Genomic DNA, 16855 nt, shown 5'->3' on the forward strand with positions numbered 1-16855 from the left:
GGGCGCCGTCTGTCAGTTGCTGACTGAGCCTATTACGGTTTGTAGGAAATGTAGTGGCTAAGACAAACAATGGCGGGTTTTGACTCATTATGTAGTGCCAAAATGTACGCGTTTTTCGGAGGGTTACGGACAAGTCGTTCCGCGTGCGCCATTGATGGCCTTCTGGAACCCGCGTATTTACTGGGCTGTAGCGGGGTGTCAATTTTCCGCAAGTGGTTTTTGTTGTCCGGGGCGCATTGCTCCGAGGACGGTCGGGCGGCATAATGTAGCCCCTTTTTTCTGCCCCTACATGTGGAAGGTTCCCGTGACTCAGAAGCCCGACCAGTGTCTTGGTGAATGGATCGACCGTGAAGCACTCGCTGAAGCGATGATTCCGCTTATCGGTCAGCTGTACCGCAATAACAATGTGGTGAGCTCGATCTATGGCCGCAGCCTGATCAACCAGTCTGTCATCGCGATTCTCAAAGCCCACCGCTTTGCGCGTCACCGTTCCGCCGACGACAGCGAACTCTCCGTCCACGAAACATTCCCACTGCTTAAAGCCATGAGCGAGCTCAAGCTCGGCGCGGCTTCGGTAGACCTGGGCAAGCTGGCCTACAAATTCCGCAAGGAAGGCGCCGGCCGTACCGCCGAGCAGTTCGTGCGTGAAGAAATGGCCGATGTGGTTGGCCAGCAAAACGCCGCTGCCCGCAAAGGCACCGACGTGGTGCTGTACGGCTTCGGTCGTATCGGCCGCCTGCTGGCACGCATCCTGATCGAAAAAACCGGTGGCGGCGACGGCCTGCGCCTGCGTGCCATCGTGGTGCGCAAAGGCGCCGAGAACGACCTCACCAAGCGCGCCAGCCTGCTGCGTCGCGATTCGGTACACGGTCCGTTCAATGGCACCATCGTCATCGACGAAGAAAACAACACCATCACCGCCAACGGTAACCTGATCCAGGTGATCTACGCGAAGAACCCGTCCGAGGTGGATTACACCCAGTACGGCATCAAGGACGCCCTGCTGGTGGACAATACCGGCGTATGGCGTGACGCCGAGGGCCTGGGCCAGCACCTGGCCTGCCCGGGCGTTGACCGCGTTGTCCTGACCGCGCCTGGCAAAGGCAAGTTGAAGAACATCGTTCACGGCATCAACCACGGCGAAATCACCGCTGACGACAAGATCGTGTCCGCCGCTTCCTGCACCACCAACGCCATCGTGCCGGTGCTGAAGGCTGTGAACGACAAGTTCGGCATCGTCAATGGCCACGTCGAAACCGTTCACTCGTACACCAACGACCAGAACCTGATCGACAACTTCCACAAGGGCGATCGCCGTGGCCGTAGCGCTGCGTTGAACATGGTGATCACCGAGACCGGTGCTGCCACCGCTGCTGCCAAGGCCCTGCCTGAGCTGGCCGGCAAGCTGACCGGTAACGCGATCCGTGTTCCGACGCCAAACGTGTCGATGGCCATCCTCAACCTGAACCTTGAGAAAGCCGCCACCCGTGAAGAGATGAACGAGTACCTGCGCTACATGGCGCTGCACTCCGATCTGCACAAGCAAATCGACTTCGTCAATTCTCAGGAAGTGGTTTCCACCGACTTCGTTGGCTCGCGCCACGCTGGTGTGGTGGACGCCGAAGCGACCATTACCCAGGACAACCGCGTTGTCCTGTACGTCTGGTACGACAACGAGTTCGGCTACAGCTGCCAGGTGGTTCGCGTGATGGAAGACATGGCCGGGGTCAACCCGCCTGCGTTTCCGCGCTAAGTATCAGCTGTAAATGAAAAAGCCCCGACTGGTTCGGGGCTTTTTTATGGTTGTGAGGGCCTCTTCGCGAGCAAGCCCGCTCCCACATTCGACCGGGTGTCTTCAGGGCGCGCGTGGTTAAATGTGGGAGCGGGCTTGCTCGCGAAGGTGGTCGTTCAGCCAGCGCAAATCTTCAATTGAGCAACTGGGTACGCAAGCGTTCGGACAGCCCATTGGGCGCCAGCCAGAGGCTCAGGTACGTCCTGGCAAGCTCATCGTCGCGACTGCTGAACACCACCTGCCCATTGATCTCCAAATTCAAACCACGTCCCGGATGAAAATCCAGGGCATACCGATCGCCGCTGCGGATATCGCGAAAACTGGCGTGCAGTTTGTCTATCTCGGGCTTCAACCGGGCGCTGGCCTGCTGGCGCTGCAGCGTGGCAGTGGCGGCTTTGATCACATCATTGCGGTCGATGTCACGGAAGTAGTACAGCGTCAGGCGCAGCGCTTTTTGTTGCGCCCAAGCCTGCTTGGCGCTCAGGTCGGACGGGGCATACAGCGCAGCCGCGTAGACATCTGCCCAGAGGTAGGTGAGCACCGCCTGGTTTTTCAGGGTCAGTTGCTGTGACTGCGCCGGGAAATCGGCTTGTTTCAGACGATCCGCCTCATTGGCGTGCACCGTGATCGACAGCATCAGCAATAAACAGAAAGCGACATGTCGCATAATGGCCAGTCCTGCAAAGGGGCTTGCTGGCAGTGTAATTGCAATTTCCTGATGGTGTAGTAAAGGCAAGACTGGCCTACGACGCGACCAAGGGTTAATGTTCGCGGCGTTGAGCCTTATATAGACTGTGCCCCGGTTCACACACTTGAGCCGAATTGTCCTTCATGACCGCTGGCCGCGGCATGATTTAGCCCGGCGTCCAACCGTACGCCTGGCCTGTTCTGAGGAGTACGCATGGCTGTCTACAACTACGACGTGGTGGTACTGGGTTCCGGCCCGGCTGGAGAAGGTGCGGCGATGAACGCCGCGAAAGCAGGGCGCAAGGTGGCGATGGTCGATAGCCGTCGCCAGGTCGGCGGTAACTGCACCCACCTGGGCACCATCCCGTCCAAGGCCTTGCGTCACTCGGTGCGCCAGATCATGCAGTTCAACACCAACCCGATGTTCCGGGCCATTGGTGAGCCGCGCTGGTTCTCGTTCCCGGACGTGCTCAAGAGCGCCGAGAAAGTCATCTCCAAGCAAGTCGCCTCGCGTACCGGCTACTACGCCCGTAACCGCGTCGACCTGTTCTTCGGCACCGGCAGCTTCGCCGACGAGCAAACCATCGAAGTGGTCTGCCCCAATGGCGTGGTCGAGAAGCTGGTGGCCAAGCACATCATCATCGCCACCGGTTCACGCCCGTATCGCCCCGCGGATATCGATTTCCACCACCCGCGTATCTACGATAGCGACACCATCCTGAGCCTGGGCCACACCCCGCGCAAACTGATCATCTACGGCGCTGGTGTGATCGGCTGTGAATACGCTTCGATCTTCAGCGGCCTGGGTGTACTGGTGGAACTGGTGGACAACCGCGACCAGTTGCTGAGCTTCCTCGACTCGGAAATCTCCCAGGCGTTGAGCTACCACTTCAGCAACAACAACATCACCGTGCGCCACAACGAAGAGTACGAGCGCGTCGAAGGCCTGGACAATGGGGTGATCCTGCACCTCAAGTCCGGCAAGAAGATCAAGGCCGATGCGTTGCTGTGGTGCAACGGCCGTACCGGCAACACCGACAAGCTGGGCATGGAAAACATCGGGGTAAAGGTCAACAGCCGTGGCCAGATCGAGGTGGACGAGAACTACCGCACCTGCGTGACCAACATCTACGGTGCCGGTGACGTGATCGGCTGGCCGAGCCTGGCCAGTGCCGCGCATGATCAGGGCCGTTCGGCCGCTGGCAGCATCGTCGACAATGGCAGCTGGCGCTACGTGAACGACGTGCCGACCGGGATCTACACGATTCCCGAGATCAGCTCGATCGGCAAGAACGAACACGAACTGACCAAGGCCAAGGTGCCTTACGAAGTGGGCAAGGCATTCTTCAAGAGCATGGCGCGTGCGCAGATCGCCGGTGAGCCGCAAGGCATGCTGAAGATCCTGTTCCACCGTGAAACCCTGGAAGTCCTCGGCGTGCATTGCTTCGGCTATCAGGCCTCGGAGATCGTGCACATCGGCCAGGCGATCATGAACCAACCGGGTGAACTCAATACCCTGAAGTATTTCGTCAACACCACGTTCAACTACCCGACCATGGCAGAAGCCTATCGGGTAGCGGCCTACGACGGCCTCAACCGGCTTTTTTGAGCGGCTCCGGCCGGTGGCCTGAGCCGGCCGGGGAGACCGATTTCAGTAATTCCCGAGGGTGGCAGTGGCCAAACCGGGAAAGTCTGTAATCAGGCTATCTACGCCGAAGTCGGCGAGCCTGCGCATCAGCGCAGGTTCGTTGACGGTCCACACGGACACGTGCAAGCCCTGGCGCTGGGCTTTTTCCAGTCGCTCAGGGGTGCACAGCGTCCAGTTCAACGCCAGAATCTCACACCCGTAGTTTTGCGCGACCTTCAGCGGATCGAGCCAGGCGTATTCCGCCACCAGTCCGCGTGACAGGTCGGGAGTGAGTTCAACGGCGGCCTTCAGTACTTCCCGCGAACTTGAGGTCACGGTGACCTTGTCCATCAGCCCGAAACGCACGGCCATTTCACGAATCGCCAGCACGGTGGTGGCGGCGCGGGTGCGCGAGGCGCTTTTGACTTCCAGTTGCCAGTGATCGAAGTCGCACTTTTCGAACAGTTCTTCCAGACGCGGAATCGGGCACGGCTTGACCCAGCCCGGACCGCCTTTGCGTGCGTCCATCTTCACCAGGTCGGCCGCGGAATACTCGACGACTTTGCCGCGCCGGTCGGCGGTGCGCTTGAGGGTCGGGTCGTGGATGACCATCAACTCGCCGTCCATGGACAGGTGCAAATCCAGTTCGCAGCGGCGTACACCGTGCTTGAGGCACTCCTGGAAGCTGGTCAGGGTGTTTTCCGGTGCTTCGCCTTTGGCACCGCGGTGGCCGTAGATCAGGGTCACAGTTGCTCCTTCGCGCCAGGATAGCTGGCGTAGTGAATACGAATTCAGATGTCGTCGTTTTGTTCCCGTGCCAGGCGCCGTTCCTGGGCCTGTTTCTGCAGGATGTAGCGCGCCAGCAGTTGGCGTTGGGCGTCAGTCATGGCTTCGAATTCCGTGCCGACATCAAAGCCTGCGCCCTTGGGGTCGCAATGGGTGACCCGCGCGCGCAGCAGCAGGCCGAGCGCCTGGGGCATCAGCACCAGCTTGACCGCCAGGTGTGCGCCGGCCGGCAGGGGCGTGGGGTGTTGGAAGTCGATGCCACCTTCGGAAATGATCACCGGCTGCGGTGCGCCGACCTCATCCAGAAGGCCGCGCGCCATGATCTGGCTGAGCAGGTCCAGGCGTTTGTTCTGCACGCGCAGGAAGGCGGCGAGGGTGCGATCCTTCTCGCTGAGCTGGCGCAGCAGGTGCTGGGCTTCGAATTCACTCAGGTGCAATTCACTGAGTAAATTGAACAGCGGAGAATCATCCAGCAACACTTCCTTGCTCGCTGCCTCGGGGGCAGACAGGCTTTTGATTTGAAGTGCGATCATGTCGTCGATACGGTAGTATTCGCGGCGTTCTTCTTCATCTAATGTCGACATGGCGAACCCCAGCTAGCGGTAATGGTCAGAGTGTAAAGCTGCTTACCAGACCCCGCCACCGGGACGTCTTCTTTTCCTCCGAACAAGCCCCGACATGTTCAGACCTCTCTTCGTATTTATTGGCACGCGTTATACCCGTGCAAAGCGTCGCAATCATTTTGTGTCGTTCATTTCCCTGACCTCGATGATCGGGCTCGCCTTGGGCGTGGTCGTGATGATCGTCGTGTTGTCGGTGATGAACGGCTTCGATCATGAGATGCGCACCCGCGTGCTGGGCATGGTGCCCCACGCGACCATCGAGGGCGATGCGCCCATCAGTGACTGGCAAAGCCTGGCCGACAAGGTCAAGCAGAATCCCAAAGTGCTGGCCGTCGCGCCATTCACTCAGATGCAGGGGTTGCTGACCAATGACGGCAAGGTGCAGAAGATCCTGCTCAATGCCATCGACCCGGCCCAGGAACGTAACGTCTCGATCATCGACAAGTTCATGCTGCAGGGCAAACTTGACGACCTGGCGCCTGGCAGCTTTGGCATCGTCATCGGCGACAAGGCCGCTGCCAAGCTCGGCGTGGGCCTCGGCGACAAGCTGACCTTCGTCGCGCCGGAAGTCACCGTAACCCCGGCGGGCATGTTCCCGCGCATGAAGCGCTTTACCGTGGTTGGCACTTTCCACGTCGGCGCCGGCGAGATCGACGGCTACCTCGGCCTGACCAACCTCACCGACCTGGCGCGCCTGCATCGCTGGCAGCCAGACCAGGTGCAGGGCCTGCGCCTCAAGTTCAACGACCTGTTCGACGCGCCGCGCGGCGCCTGGGAAATCGCCCAGCACTTGGGTGAATCCCAGTACTACGCCCGCGACTGGACCCGTACCCACGGCAACCTCTACCAGGCCATCCGCATGGAAAAAGCCATGATCGGCCTGCTGTTGCTGCTGATCGTCGCCGTGGCTGCCTTCAACATCATCTCCACGCTGGTGATGGTGGTGAATGACAAGAAGGGCGATATCGCCATCCTGCGCACCCTCGGCGCCACGCCGGGGCAGATCATGGCGATCTTCATGGTGCAAGGCACCGTGATCGGTGTGGTTGGCACCTTGATCGGTACGGCGGTGGGCATTCTTGCCGCGCTGAACGTCAGTGCCGCCATCGCCGGCCTCGAAACGCTGATCGGCCACAAGTTTCTCAACGCTGACGTCTACTTCATCGACTATTTGCCGTCCCAGGTTCAGGCCCAAGACGTGTTGATGGTAGGCGGCGCTGCGTTGGTCCTGAGTTTCCTTGCCACCCTGTATCCAGCCTGGCGCGCGGCACGTACCCAGCCAGCACAGGCCTTACGTTATGAGTGAATCGGGCATGAGTGAAAAAGCAATCCTGAGCTGCCGCGACCTGGGCAAATCCTACGAGGAAGGCCCGGAGTCGGTGGTGGTGCTGTCCAACCTGCAACTTGAGCTGCACCCGGGCGAGCGCGTGGCGATCGTCGGCAGCTCCGGTTCCGGCAAAAGTACCTTGCTGAATCTGCTTGGCGGCCTTGATACGCCGTCCCAGGGCAGCGTGTGGCTGGCCGGTGAAGAGCTGTCGGCCCTCGGTGAAAAGGCTCGCGGTCAACTGCGTAACCGTTCGCTGGGTTTTGTATACCAGTTCCACCACCTGTTGCCGGAGTTCACCGCCCTGGAAAACGTGTGCATGCCGCTGCTGATCGGCAAGACCGCGATCCCGCAAGCCCGCCAGCGCGCTAAAGCACTGCTGGAGCGCGTCGGCCTCGGCCATCGCCTGGAGCATAAACCAGCTGAATTGTCCGGCGGCGAGCGCCAGCGTGTGGCCATCGCCCGCGCTTTGGTGAACAACCCGGGGCTGGTGATGCTCGACGAGCCCACCGGCAACCTCGACTCCCACACCGCCCAGGGCATCAAGGACTTGATGCTGGAACTGAGCACCCAGATGCGCACTGCGTTCCTCGTCGTGACCCATGACATGAGCATGGCCCGCCAGATGGACCGTGTGCTGCACCTGCAGGAAGGTCATCTGGTCGCCATCTGACCCGTTTCAAGCCCGGTGTTTCAACGCCGGGCTTTTTCATTTTTTCAACGGTGCCCGCGAATGTTCAGACCGTTATCGATTTTCATCGGCACGCGCTATACCCGCGCCAAGCGCCGCAACCGTTTTGTCTCGTTTATCTCGATGACCTCGATGATCGGCCTCGCCTTGGGCGTGTTGGCGATGATCGTGGTGTTGTCGGTGATGAACGGCTTCCAGCGCGAAATGAGCTCGCGCATCCTTGGCATGGTGCCTCACGCCACTATCGTCGGCGTGAACCCGATTGACGATTGGCAGCCGGTGGCTGCTGCCGCGATGAAGAATCCGGAAGTGACTGCCGCCGTACCTTTCACGCAGATGGACGGCATGTTCTCCTACAAAGGCGCGATGCAGCCGATTGAGATCAGCGGCATCGACCCGGCGCAGGAAGGCAAGGTGTCGATCGTGGCCCAGCACATCGTGCGCGGCAGTCTGGAAGACTTGAAGCCTGGCGAGTTTGGCGTGGTCATCGGCGACATCACCGCGCGCCGCTTTCGTCTGAATGTGGGCGATAAAGTGACCCTGATCGTGCCGGAAATCAGCACTGCACCGGGCGGTATCACCCCGCGCATGCAACGCTTGAACGTGGTGGGCATCTTCAAGGTCGGCGCCGAGCTGGATGGCTCCATGGCGATGATCCACATGGCCGACGCCGCAGAGATCCAGCATTGGCAGCCGAACCAGGTGCAAAGCGTGCGCCTGGCGGTGAAAGACCTGTACGCGGCCCCCAAGGTCTCGTCGGACATCGCCGCCAGCCTGGGCACTGCCTACAAGCCTGACGACTGGACCCACACCCAGGGCAGCCTGTTCAGCGCGATGAAGATGGAAAAGACCATGATCGGCCTGTTGTTGCTGATGATCGTCGCCGTGGCCGCGTTCAACATCATCGCGACCTTGATCATGGTGGTGAACGACAAGGGCGCGGACATCGCTATTTTGCGCACCATCGGCGCGACGCCCCGGCAGATCATGGCGATCTTCATGGTGCAGGGCACGGTGATCGGTATCGTCGGCACCTTGATCGGCGGCGTATTGGGCGTGATTGCCGCGCTGAACGTGAGTGAGCTGGTGGGCTGGGTCGAGCGGGTCACCGGGCAGCATATCTTCAGTTCGGACGTGTACTTCGTCAGCAACCTGCCTTCGGAGCTGCAGGGTGGGGATGTGCTGCTGATCTGCACGGCCGGGTTTGTGTTGAGCTTTCTGGCGACGCTGTATCCGGCGTATCGGGCGGCGAAGATTGAGCCGGCACATGCCCTGAGATATTCGTAAACTTCAACACCGCTTTCGCGAGCAAGCCCGCTCCCACATTTGAATGTATTCACAAATCAAAATGTGGGAGCGGGCTTGCTCGCGAAGAGGCCGGCCCGGCTTGCATCAATCTCCGGTAGGCAACTCAATGACAAATCTTGTCCACCCCGCCTCAGATTCACCATAAATCCTCCCCCCATGCGCCCGCACAATCGACTGGGTAATCGCCAGTCCCAATCCCGCATGCTCACTGCTGCCTTCATGGCGCGCCGGGTCCGCCCGGTAGAACCGGTCAAACAACCTCGGCAGCAACTCCGCTGCAATACCATCCCCGGTGTTCTCCACTGAAAGCCTCACCCCATCCTCTATCCGCACACGCACTTCGCCACCCGGCGGAGTAAACCGCAACGCGTTATCCAGCAAGTTTGACAAGGCCCGGCGCAACATCCCGCGATCACCCACCGTAATGGCCGCGCCCTCGCGAACCAGGCTGACCTGCCCGTCTTCCGCCAGCAGTGCAAAAAACTCCAGTAGCGCGTCCACTTCATCCGCCAGCACCAAGGTTTCGCGCTTGGGCATCAGCAGGCCGTGATCCGCCTTGGCCAGGTACAACATGTCATTGACCAGTTGTGCCATCCATTGCAGCTCTTCCAGGTTGCTGTGCAATGCCTCGCGGTAATCCTCCAACGGCCGCGGCTGGGTAAGGATGACCTGGGTCTGGGTCAGCAGGTTTGACAGGGGCGTGCGTAGTTCATGGGCGATGTCGGCGGAAAACGCCGAAAGGCGCTGGAAGGCGTCGTCCAGTCGTCCGAGCATGGCGTTGAAGGCCTGGGCCAGGTCGGCCAGTTCCGTGGGCATTTCCTGTTGAGGCAAACGTTGGGTCAAGGAGTGGGCCGACACGCTCGCGGCCACTTCGCCCATGCGCCGCAGTGGCCGCAACCCGCTGCGGGCGGCCCAGGCGCCGAGCAGGGCGGTCGCCAGGGCTGACAGGCCCACGGTGAGCCAGATCAGGTGCTGCATGCGCTGCAAAAAGTGCTGATGGTGAGTAATGTCGAGCATCAAGCTCAGTTGCGGTGAGTCGGGTTGGCCTGCCCTCAACGGCGCGTTGTAGACCCGGTAGTCGGTGTCGGCGTTTTGCAAGCTGTGCAGGCCGGGCGCGTCGGGCAAGGTCACGCTTGGCGCATCGTCCAGCCAGCGTTGGCCGGCGGCGGTGATGCGCAGGGTGAGGTCGGGCTGGCGACTGAGTTCGGTGCGCAATTGCGCTTCACGCCGGGCGAAGGCCTCCGGCGAGTCGACGCCCTGTAAGGTGCTGCGCAGCGCCACCAGCTTGCTGTCGAGTTGTTGCTGGTCCAGCTCAATGAAGTGCGCCTCGCTCGCGCGATTGAACAGCACACCGGCGATCAGCGACACCACCGCGGTGCAGGCGGCAAACAGCAGCGCCAGGCGGCTGGCCAGCGACAGGCGTTTGATCAATTGACGCGCTCCTCCAGCACATAACCCATGCCGCGTACGGTGTGGATCAGCTTGTTGGGGAAGTTGTCGTCGACTTTCAGACGCAGGCGGCGGATCGCCACTTCAATGATGTTGGTGTCGCTGTCGAAGTTCATGTCCCACACCTGGGAGGCGATCAGCGATTTGGGCAGCACTTCGCCTTGGCGGCGCAGCAGCAGTTCCAGCAGGGAGAACTCCTTGGCGGTCAGGTCGATGCGCTGGCCGTCCCGCTCGACACGGCGACGGATCAGGTCTAGGCGCAGATCGGCCAGTTGCAACGCGGTTTCCTGCGGTGTGCTGCTGCCACGGCGCAGTAGGGTGCGCACGCGGGCTAATAATTCGGAAAACGCGAAGGGCTTGACCAGATAATCGTCGGCGCCCAGCTCCAGGCCATGCACGCGGTCTTCCACGGCGTCGCGGGCGGTGAGGAACAGCACCGGAATGTCCATGCCGGCACTGCGCACGGCCTGGAGGATCTGCCAACCGTCGCGGCCCGGCAGCATCACGTCGAGGATCAATAGGTCGTAGTCGCCGGTCAAAGCGAGGTGCTGGCCGCTGGTGCCGTCGGCCACCAGTTCGGTGGTAAAGCCCGCCTCGGCCAGGCCCTGGCGCAGGTAGTGGCCGGTTTTGGGTTGGTCTTCGACGATCAGCAGTTTCATGGGCGGCTCTTGGCAACGGTGGACGACGGCTTTATACCTTGAGTGCCAGGGCGGGGGAGCAACCTGACAAAGTTGTAATCTAGCAGTCAGCTAGCTGGCAGCGGCGCAATCTTAGAGTGCTGCCCAAGCTGTTCCTATATTTCTGGAGAAGACCGATGGCGTTGCGTACACCCCTGTTGTTGGCGGGTTGCCTGTTGGCGTTGAGTTTTGATGCGATGGCCGATGCTGCCCACACCTATGCCTTCGGCGAGGCGGCGCCGGCGAGCAAAGCCACGCGTACCGTGGAAGTGACGTTGCAGGATATTTCCTTTTCGCCCAAGTCCCTGGACGTAAAGGCCGGTGAGACGGTGCGCTTTGTGCTGGTGAACAAGGGCCAATTGCTCCATGAGTTCAACTTGGGCGACGCGGCGATGCATGCCGAACACCAGAAGGAAATGCTGCAGATGCAGGCCAGCGGCATGCTCACTGCCACCGGTATGGGCAAGATGGACCACGCTGCCATGGGCCACGGTGCGATGAAACACGATGATCCCAATAGCGTATTGGTTGAGCCGGGCAAAACCGCCGAGCTGACCTGGACGTTCACTAAGGCCACGGGCCTGGAGTTTGCCTGCAACCTTCCGGGGCATTACCAGGCGGGCATGGTCGGCAAGCTCAACGTCGATTGATCCGCTGGCGTTTAGGCACGGGGGCAAAGGCTGGTAGACTGGCGCGGTTTATTTAGCCAGGTTTCCGCCATGCATCCCGCAGCCGAACATTCGCCGCTGGGCAAGTCCAGTGAATACATCTCCACCTACACACCGTCGTTGCTGTTCCCGATCCCACGTGCCGCCAAATGGGCCGAGCTGGGCCTGAGCGCCGAGACCCTGCCTTACAAGGGCGTGGATTTCTGGAACTGCTTCGAATTGTCCTGGCTGCTGCCGTCCGGCAAGCCGGTGGTGGCCATCGGCGAATTCAGCATCCCGGCCGACTCGCCGAACATCATCGAGTCCAAGTCGTTCAAGCTGTACCTCAATTCGCTAAACCAGACCGCGTTTGCCGATACGGCAAGCCTGGAAGCGACCTTGCGCACCGACCTCAGCGCCGCTGCCGGTGCGCCTGTGAGCGTGCGTATCCGCACGTTGGCTGAAATCGAAGCTGAAGGCGTAATGGCGCTGCCCGGTGTGTGCATCGATGAGCTGGATATCAGTGTCAGCAACTACGAGCACCCGCGCCCGGAACTGCTGCGTTGCGATAACTCACGCGTTGTCGAGGAGAGCGTGCACAGCCACCTGCTCAAATCCAACTGCCCGGTGACCAGCCAGCCGGACTGGGGCAGTGTGGTGGTGCAATACCGTGGCCACGCGCTGGATCACGCCAGCCTGCTGGAGTACATCGTGAGCTTTCGCCAGCACTCTGACTTCCATGAACAGTGCGTGGAACGCATCTTCCTGGACTTGCAGCGCTTGCTGAAGCCGGAGACGTTGACGGTGTATGCGCGGTATGTGCGGCGGGGTGGGTTGGATATCAACCCGTATCGCAGCACTGAGGATGTGGCATTCCAGAATGTGCGGCTGGCTCGCCAGTAGCTATCACGCAAATCAAATGTGGGAGCTGGCTTGCCTGCGATGACGGTGTATCAGTCACCTGATGGATGACTTAATGATCGCTATCGCAGGCAAGCCAGCTCCCACATTTTGCTTCTGTGCTGGGCGGGGGACTGTATTAGATCCCCATGCTGCCCAGCGTGTTCATGATATTGCGCAATGTCCCGGAAATAACCGGGTGCTCAGCATCGAACTCGATGGCCGCTTGATTGACATCGTCGGAAATACTGGGTGTTTGAGTGGCCGGCTCAAGTTCGAGTTGTAATTCAAACTTGGCAATCAAGGCTTCCAGCGCTTTACGTTTTTCTTCCGACAGCGGCGGTTCCTGTTCCAACTGCCCGCGCAGGATTTCGACCTGTTCTTCCAGTTTTTTGCGATCAGGCATGACGTGTTTCCTTTTATCGATAGGCACTGGCATAGACCGCGGCACGCCGAGAAAGGTCTACGGGCTGACCTGTAGATTAATCCACTGGCGTCGACTGTGCATGATCCGTGTCAGGGCTTCTCGCCTTTGAGCTGGCGCAGGCTGATGTCGGCCAGGCAGGTGCCGAGTTCGCCCAGGTGATCGATCACCGAGTGCACGCCCAGCCCGTACAGCGCGAGGGTGGCCTTGCCGCGCTTGAGCTCGCGCTCCTGTTCGCTCAGCGCCTGCCATTGTTCGGGCGCCATGCCGCACAGCGAGCCGCAGGAGGCCAGCCCGATGGTCCACAAACCGGCATTGAGCCCGGACTGCAGCAGGCGCGGTTCCCCGCTGACCAAGACGCAGCCTTCCAGGCGTTCGATGTTGAGTTCCATCAAGGCTTGCCAGCAGGCGTGGGGCGCGGGCCAGCGAATCGAGGAGGGTGATGTGGCCTTGACCCACGCAGGCAGGGTGGCGGCCAGCGGGGTGGTGACGGCGGGGGGGAGTTCATCCAGCCAGGCGCAAGGGACGCCTTGGTCTTGGAGGCTGCGCAGGATTTTCAGCGCGCCCGGTGTGGCTTGGGAGTCCGGTGAGGGTGAGTCGGTGCGGGCTCGGGAACCGAAGTCCACCAGGCAACCACTCAGGCCAAACAGAACGGCAGTCAACGCAGGAGCGCTGGCGATGGCTATCTCGGCGTGAGGCATGTCGACATCCCTGAAATAGCGCCAACGCTATCGGGTCAGGATGACAAGTCGATGACAGGATTGTTAATTGTAGGAATTTTGTCCATTTTTGGTCGGACGTTTGCTAGTTGCTGCCTAATTGGCGACTTCCGTCATATACTGACGGCCTTATTCAGGGCATAGCGCCCATGACAGACCATTCAAGGAGCAAAAGCTATGCGCTGGAGCCACTACTTCGCTCAGCTGTCGGTGTGTGCCACTGTCCTACTGGCGCCTTTCGCCGCACAGGCTGCATCGGAAGACGATCCATGGGAAAGCGTCAACCGCCCGATCTTCACCTTCAACGACACCGTTGATACCTATGCCCTCAAGCCACTGGCCCAGGGTTATCAGTTCGTGACCCCGCAATTCGTTCAGGATGGCGTTCACAACTTCTTCCGTAACATCGGTGATGTGGGCAACCTGGCCAACAATGTGCTGCAGCTCAAGCCCGAAAAGGCTGGTGTAGACACGGCCCGTTTGCTGGTCAACACCACGTTCGGCGTGCTTGGCTTTATCGATGTCGGCACCAAAATGGGGCTGCAGCGCAGCGATGAAGACTTCGGCCAGACCCTCGGCTACTGGGGCGTAGGCAGCGGTCCGTACGTAATGCTGCCTTTGCTGGGCCCGAGCACTTTGCGTGATGCGCCGTCCAAGTACGTGGACAGCTACACCCAACCGTACCGCTACATGAACGACATCGGCTGGCGCAACAGCACCTTCGGCCTGAATATCGTTGACACCCGTGCCAGCCTGCTCGACAGCGAGAAGCTGATCACCGGTGACAAGTACACCTTCATTCGTAACGCTTACCTGCAGAACCGCGAGTTCAAGGTCAAGGACGGCAAGGTCGTCGACGACTTTTAAGCTGTGACGTTTTGAAATGAAAAAGGCGACCCTTGCGGTCGCCTTTTTCGTGCGCGGTTTTCAGCGCATTTTCAGGATCTTGAGGCCTAGGTGCTGGTCGTCACCGCTGGTTTTGGTCCATACCACCTCTGTGTCCGCCTCCAGGCCCTTGAGCGCCGCGTGCTCCGAATCGATGCGCACCGTCAACCGGTCGCCTACGTTGAATTGGCGCGGCGCCTGCACTTGCATGCCGGAGCTGGAAAGGTCCACGCAAACCCCGGCAATCTCTTGCCCGGCATGGATCAGCGACACATCGGCATCCACACGCATGCGGATGAAATCGCGTTTTTCGGCGTAGCCGCGCTCGTGTTCGCTCATGGGCTCCATCCTTACTTTGTGTTGTGGTCGTGCCTGTTCTTATAACTCCCGGTGATTTGCGGTGTAAAGACGCCCGGCGACCATCGGCATGAGCTTGAAACCCCTGACGGATGGGAGTACCGTCTGCGCCTTAGAAGGGCACCTCTGCTTTACCGTTGTGCATGGGAAAAATCCCTATGCTTTGTAGGACAGAGAGGCTAGAAAGCGAATCCAGTAAGTGAGCCCGGCCATTGTCGCGCCACCTACGCCAACCTAATTCTGGCGCCGTTTGCCCACATGCAAAAAACCAGTGCCACGCTGCTGATAATCGATGACGACGAAGTAGTGCGTGCGAGCCTCGCGGCCTATTTGGAAGACAGTGGCTTCAGCGTCCTGCAGGCCAGCAATGGCCAACAGGGTCTCCAGGTATTCGAGCGCGACCAGCCCGACCTTGTGATCTGCGACCTGCGCATGCCCCAGATGGGCGGCCTGGAGCTGATTCGCCAGGTGACTGAACTCGCCCCGCAGACGCCGGTGATTGTCGTGTCGGGTGCCGGGGTGATGAACGATGCCGTCGAAGCGCTGCGCCTGGGTGCTGCCGACTATCTGATCAAACCCCTGGAAGACCTGGCGGTGCTGGAGCACTCGGTGCGCCGTGCCCTGGATCGTGCACGCTTGCTGGTGGAAAACCAGCGCTACCGTGAAAAGCTCGAAACCGCCAACCGCGAACTCGAAGCCAGCCTCAACCTGCTCCAGGAAGACCAGAACGCCGGTCGCCAGGTGCAGATGAACATGCTGCCGGTCAGCCCCTGGACCATCGACGACTTCCAGTTTGCCCACCAGATCATCCCGTCGCTGTACTTGTCGGGTGATTTTGTCGACTATTTCCGCGTGGATGAGCGACGTGTGGCGTTCTACCTGGCCGACGTCTCCGGCCACGGCGCTTCCTCTGCTTTTGTTACCGTGTTGTTGAAGTTCATGACCACACGGCTGCTGTTCGAATCCAAGCGCAATGGCACCTTGCCGGAGTTTACCCCCTCCGAGGTGCTGGGCCACATCAACCGGGGCCTGATCAGCTGCAAGCTGGGCAAGCACGTGACGATGGTCGGCGGCGTGATTGATGAAGAAACCGGTCTTTTGACCTACAGCATCGGCGGTCACCTGCCGATGCCGGTTTTATACACTCCAGAGAGTGTGCGTTACCTGGAAGGCCGTGGTCTGCCGGTGGGCTTGTTCAATGAAGCCACCTACGAAGACCATATCCTGGAGCTGCCGCCGACGTTCAGCCTCACGCTGATGTCAGACGGCATCCTGGACCTGCTTCCAGAGCCTACACTCAAAGAGAAAGAAGCCGCCTTGCCCCAAAAGGTCAAGTCGGCGGGCGGCAGCCTGGATGGCCTGCGGCAGGTTTTTGGATTGGCCACGCTAGGGGAGATGCCGGATGATATCGCCCTATTGGTGTTGAGCAGGAATCTTTGATGAGTACCGGAAGAATCCAATTCGCCGAGCAAGACGGGACCTTCGTCCTGAAATTTGTCGGTGAAGTGCGCCTGACCTTGTGTTCGGCGCTGGATGCGACGATTGAGCGGATCTTCACAGCGCTGAACTTCTCGGCGATCGTGATCGATCTGACCGAAACCCGCAGCATCGATAGCACCACCCTTGGCTTGCTGGCCAAGTTGTCCATTCTGTCTCGGCAGAAGGTTGGCCTGTTGCCGACTGTGGTCACCACCCACGAAGACATCACCCGTCTGTTGCAGTCCATGGGCTTCGACCAGGTGTTCAACATCGTTGATCGCCCGATTCCGTGCCCGGAATGCCTGACCGACCTGCCTTCGCAAGACCAGTCCGAAGAAGTCGTTCGGGTCAAGGTGCTGGAAGCGCACAAGATCCTGATGGGCCTCAACGAGTCCAACCGCGAAGCCTTCCACGACCTCGTCAACGCCCTCGAACGCCACTGACGAACCACTCCCCCTATGTAGAAGCTGGCTTGCCAGC

At 60.1% G+C, this 16855-nt stretch carries 18 protein-coding genes; 10 read left to right on the forward strand and 8 right to left on the reverse strand.

Annotation, left to right across the window (positions count from 1 at the left end; all coding sequences use genetic code 11):
- Window positions 1-289: 289 nt before the first annotated feature.
- The gene (locus RB216_RS07650; protein WP_028619425.1) at window positions 290-1753 is read left to right on the forward strand and encodes a glyceraldehyde-3-phosphate dehydrogenase; all 1464 of its coding nucleotides are present in this window, start codon (window positions 290-292) and stop codon (window positions 1751-1753) included.
- 172 nt (window positions 1754-1925) lie between these two features.
- Here RB216_RS07650 and RB216_RS07655 read toward each other — a convergent pair whose 3' ends face one another.
- Window positions 1926-2459, reverse strand: a complete 534-nt coding sequence (locus RB216_RS07655) for a chalcone isomerase family protein (RefSeq protein ID WP_078047435.1) — start codon at window positions 2457-2459, stop codon at window positions 1926-1928.
- Window positions 2460-2693: 234 nt separating this feature from the next.
- Here RB216_RS07655 and sthA point away from each other — a divergent pair, with 234 nt between their 5' ends.
- Complete coding sequence (gene sthA / locus RB216_RS07660; RefSeq protein WP_010212052.1) at window positions 2694-4088, forward strand: Si-specific NAD(P)(+) transhydrogenase; 1395 nt, start codon at window positions 2694-2696, stop codon at window positions 4086-4088.
- Between the two features lie 42 nt (window positions 4089-4130).
- On the opposite strand, the gene RB216_RS07665 is transcribed toward sthA, so the two are convergent.
- Together RB216_RS07665 and RB216_RS07670 are read right to left on the reverse strand one after the other, a co-directional pair.
- Window positions 4131-4853, reverse strand: a complete 723-nt coding sequence (locus RB216_RS07665; RefSeq protein WP_016975274.1) for a glycerophosphodiester phosphodiesterase — start codon at window positions 4851-4853, stop codon at window positions 4131-4133.
- Between the two features lie 44 nt (window positions 4854-4897).
- Window positions 4898-5476, reverse strand: a complete 579-nt coding sequence (locus RB216_RS07670; protein WP_016975275.1) for a PilZ domain-containing protein — start codon at window positions 5474-5476, stop codon at window positions 4898-4900.
- A gap of 94 nt (window positions 5477-5570) precedes the next feature.
- Between RB216_RS07670 and RB216_RS07675 the strand changes: the two genes are divergently transcribed.
- The 3 genes from RB216_RS07675 to RB216_RS07685 are packed head-to-tail and all read left to right on the forward strand — an operon-like array spanning window position 5571 to window position 8817.
- A complete protein-coding gene (locus RB216_RS07675) occupies window positions 5571-6821 on the forward strand; it encodes a lipoprotein-releasing ABC transporter permease subunit (protein WP_308908483.1) in 1251 nt (416 codons plus the stop codon).
- Between the two features lie 7 nt (window positions 6822-6828).
- Window positions 6829-7512, forward strand: coding sequence for a lipoprotein-releasing ABC transporter ATP-binding protein LolD (gene lolD / locus RB216_RS07680; RefSeq protein ID WP_167351254.1), 684 nt, complete (start codon window positions 6829-6831; stop codon window positions 7510-7512).
- 60 nt (window positions 7513-7572) lie between these two features.
- Window positions 7573-8817: a lipoprotein-releasing ABC transporter permease subunit gene (locus RB216_RS07685; protein WP_016975278.1), complete on the forward strand. Its 1245-nt coding sequence runs from the start codon at window positions 7573-7575 to the stop codon at window positions 8815-8817.
- 105 nt (window positions 8818-8922) lie between these two features.
- Here RB216_RS07685 and RB216_RS07690 read toward each other — a convergent pair whose 3' ends face one another.
- Together RB216_RS07690 and RB216_RS07695 are read right to left on the reverse strand one after the other, a co-directional pair.
- On the reverse strand, window positions 8923-10269 hold the full coding sequence (locus RB216_RS07690; RefSeq protein WP_308908484.1) for a heavy metal sensor histidine kinase: 1347 nt from the start codon (window positions 10267-10269) through the stop codon (window positions 8923-8925).
- A complete protein-coding gene (locus tag RB216_RS07695) occupies window positions 10266-10946 on the reverse strand; it encodes a heavy metal response regulator transcription factor (RefSeq protein WP_028619430.1) in 681 nt (226 codons plus the stop codon). Before RB216_RS07695 ends, RB216_RS07690 begins: the two co-directional genes overlap by 4 nt.
- 155 nt (window positions 10947-11101) lie before the next feature.
- On the opposite strand from RB216_RS07695, the gene copI reads away from it, so the two are divergent.
- Both copI and queF read left to right on the forward strand, forming a co-directional pair.
- On the forward strand, window positions 11102-11614 hold the full coding sequence (copI, locus tag RB216_RS07700) for a copper-resistant cuproprotein CopI (protein WP_028619431.1): 513 nt from the start codon (window positions 11102-11104) through the stop codon (window positions 11612-11614).
- Window positions 11615-11683: 69 nt separating this feature from the next.
- Entirely contained in the window at window positions 11684-12514 is an 831-nt protein-coding gene (gene queF / locus RB216_RS07705) for an NADPH-dependent 7-cyano-7-deazaguanine reductase QueF (protein ID WP_177060023.1), read from the forward strand.
- A gap of 136 nt (window positions 12515-12650) precedes the next feature.
- Here the strand turns inward: queF and RB216_RS07710 are convergent, their stop codons facing one another.
- Both RB216_RS07710 and pcrP read right to left on the reverse strand, forming a co-directional pair.
- Window positions 12651-12917, reverse strand: a complete 267-nt coding sequence (locus RB216_RS07710; protein WP_028619433.1) for a DUF4404 family protein — start codon at window positions 12915-12917, stop codon at window positions 12651-12653.
- A 110-nt stretch (window positions 12918-13027) separates the two neighbouring features.
- A complete protein-coding gene (gene pcrP / locus RB216_RS07715; RefSeq protein WP_028619434.1) occupies window positions 13028-13636 on the reverse strand; it encodes an HAD superfamily inactivated hydrolase PcrP in 609 nt (202 codons plus the stop codon).
- A gap of 195 nt (window positions 13637-13831) precedes the next feature.
- Here pcrP and RB216_RS07720 point away from each other — a divergent pair, with 195 nt between their 5' ends.
- Window positions 13832-14521, forward strand: a complete 690-nt coding sequence (locus tag RB216_RS07720; RefSeq protein ID WP_068936084.1) for an MlaA family lipoprotein — start codon at window positions 13832-13834, stop codon at window positions 14519-14521.
- Between the two features lie 60 nt (window positions 14522-14581).
- On the opposite strand, the gene RB216_RS07725 is transcribed toward RB216_RS07720, so the two are convergent.
- Window positions 14582-14878, reverse strand: a complete 297-nt coding sequence (locus RB216_RS07725) for a PilZ domain-containing protein (protein WP_308908485.1) — start codon at window positions 14876-14878, stop codon at window positions 14582-14584.
- A 276-nt stretch (window positions 14879-15154) separates the two neighbouring features.
- Between RB216_RS07725 and rssB the strand changes: the two genes are divergently transcribed.
- Both rssB and rssC read left to right on the forward strand, forming a co-directional pair.
- Window positions 15155-16336, forward strand: coding sequence for a two-component system response regulator RssB (rssB, locus tag RB216_RS07730; protein ID WP_028619437.1), 1182 nt, complete (start codon window positions 15155-15157; stop codon window positions 16334-16336).
- Entirely contained in the window at window positions 16336-16818 is a 483-nt protein-coding gene (gene rssC / locus RB216_RS07735) for an anti-sigma factor antagonist RssC (protein ID WP_003172602.1), read from the forward strand. The genes rssB and rssC overlap by 1 nt, the downstream gene beginning before the upstream one ends.
- Window positions 16819-16855: the final 37 nt, after the last annotated feature.

The organism is Pseudomonas canadensis, assembly GCF_030980095.1.
GTDB classification, from domain to species: domain Bacteria; phylum Pseudomonadota; class Gammaproteobacteria; order Pseudomonadales; family Pseudomonadaceae; genus Aquipseudomonas; species Aquipseudomonas canadensis.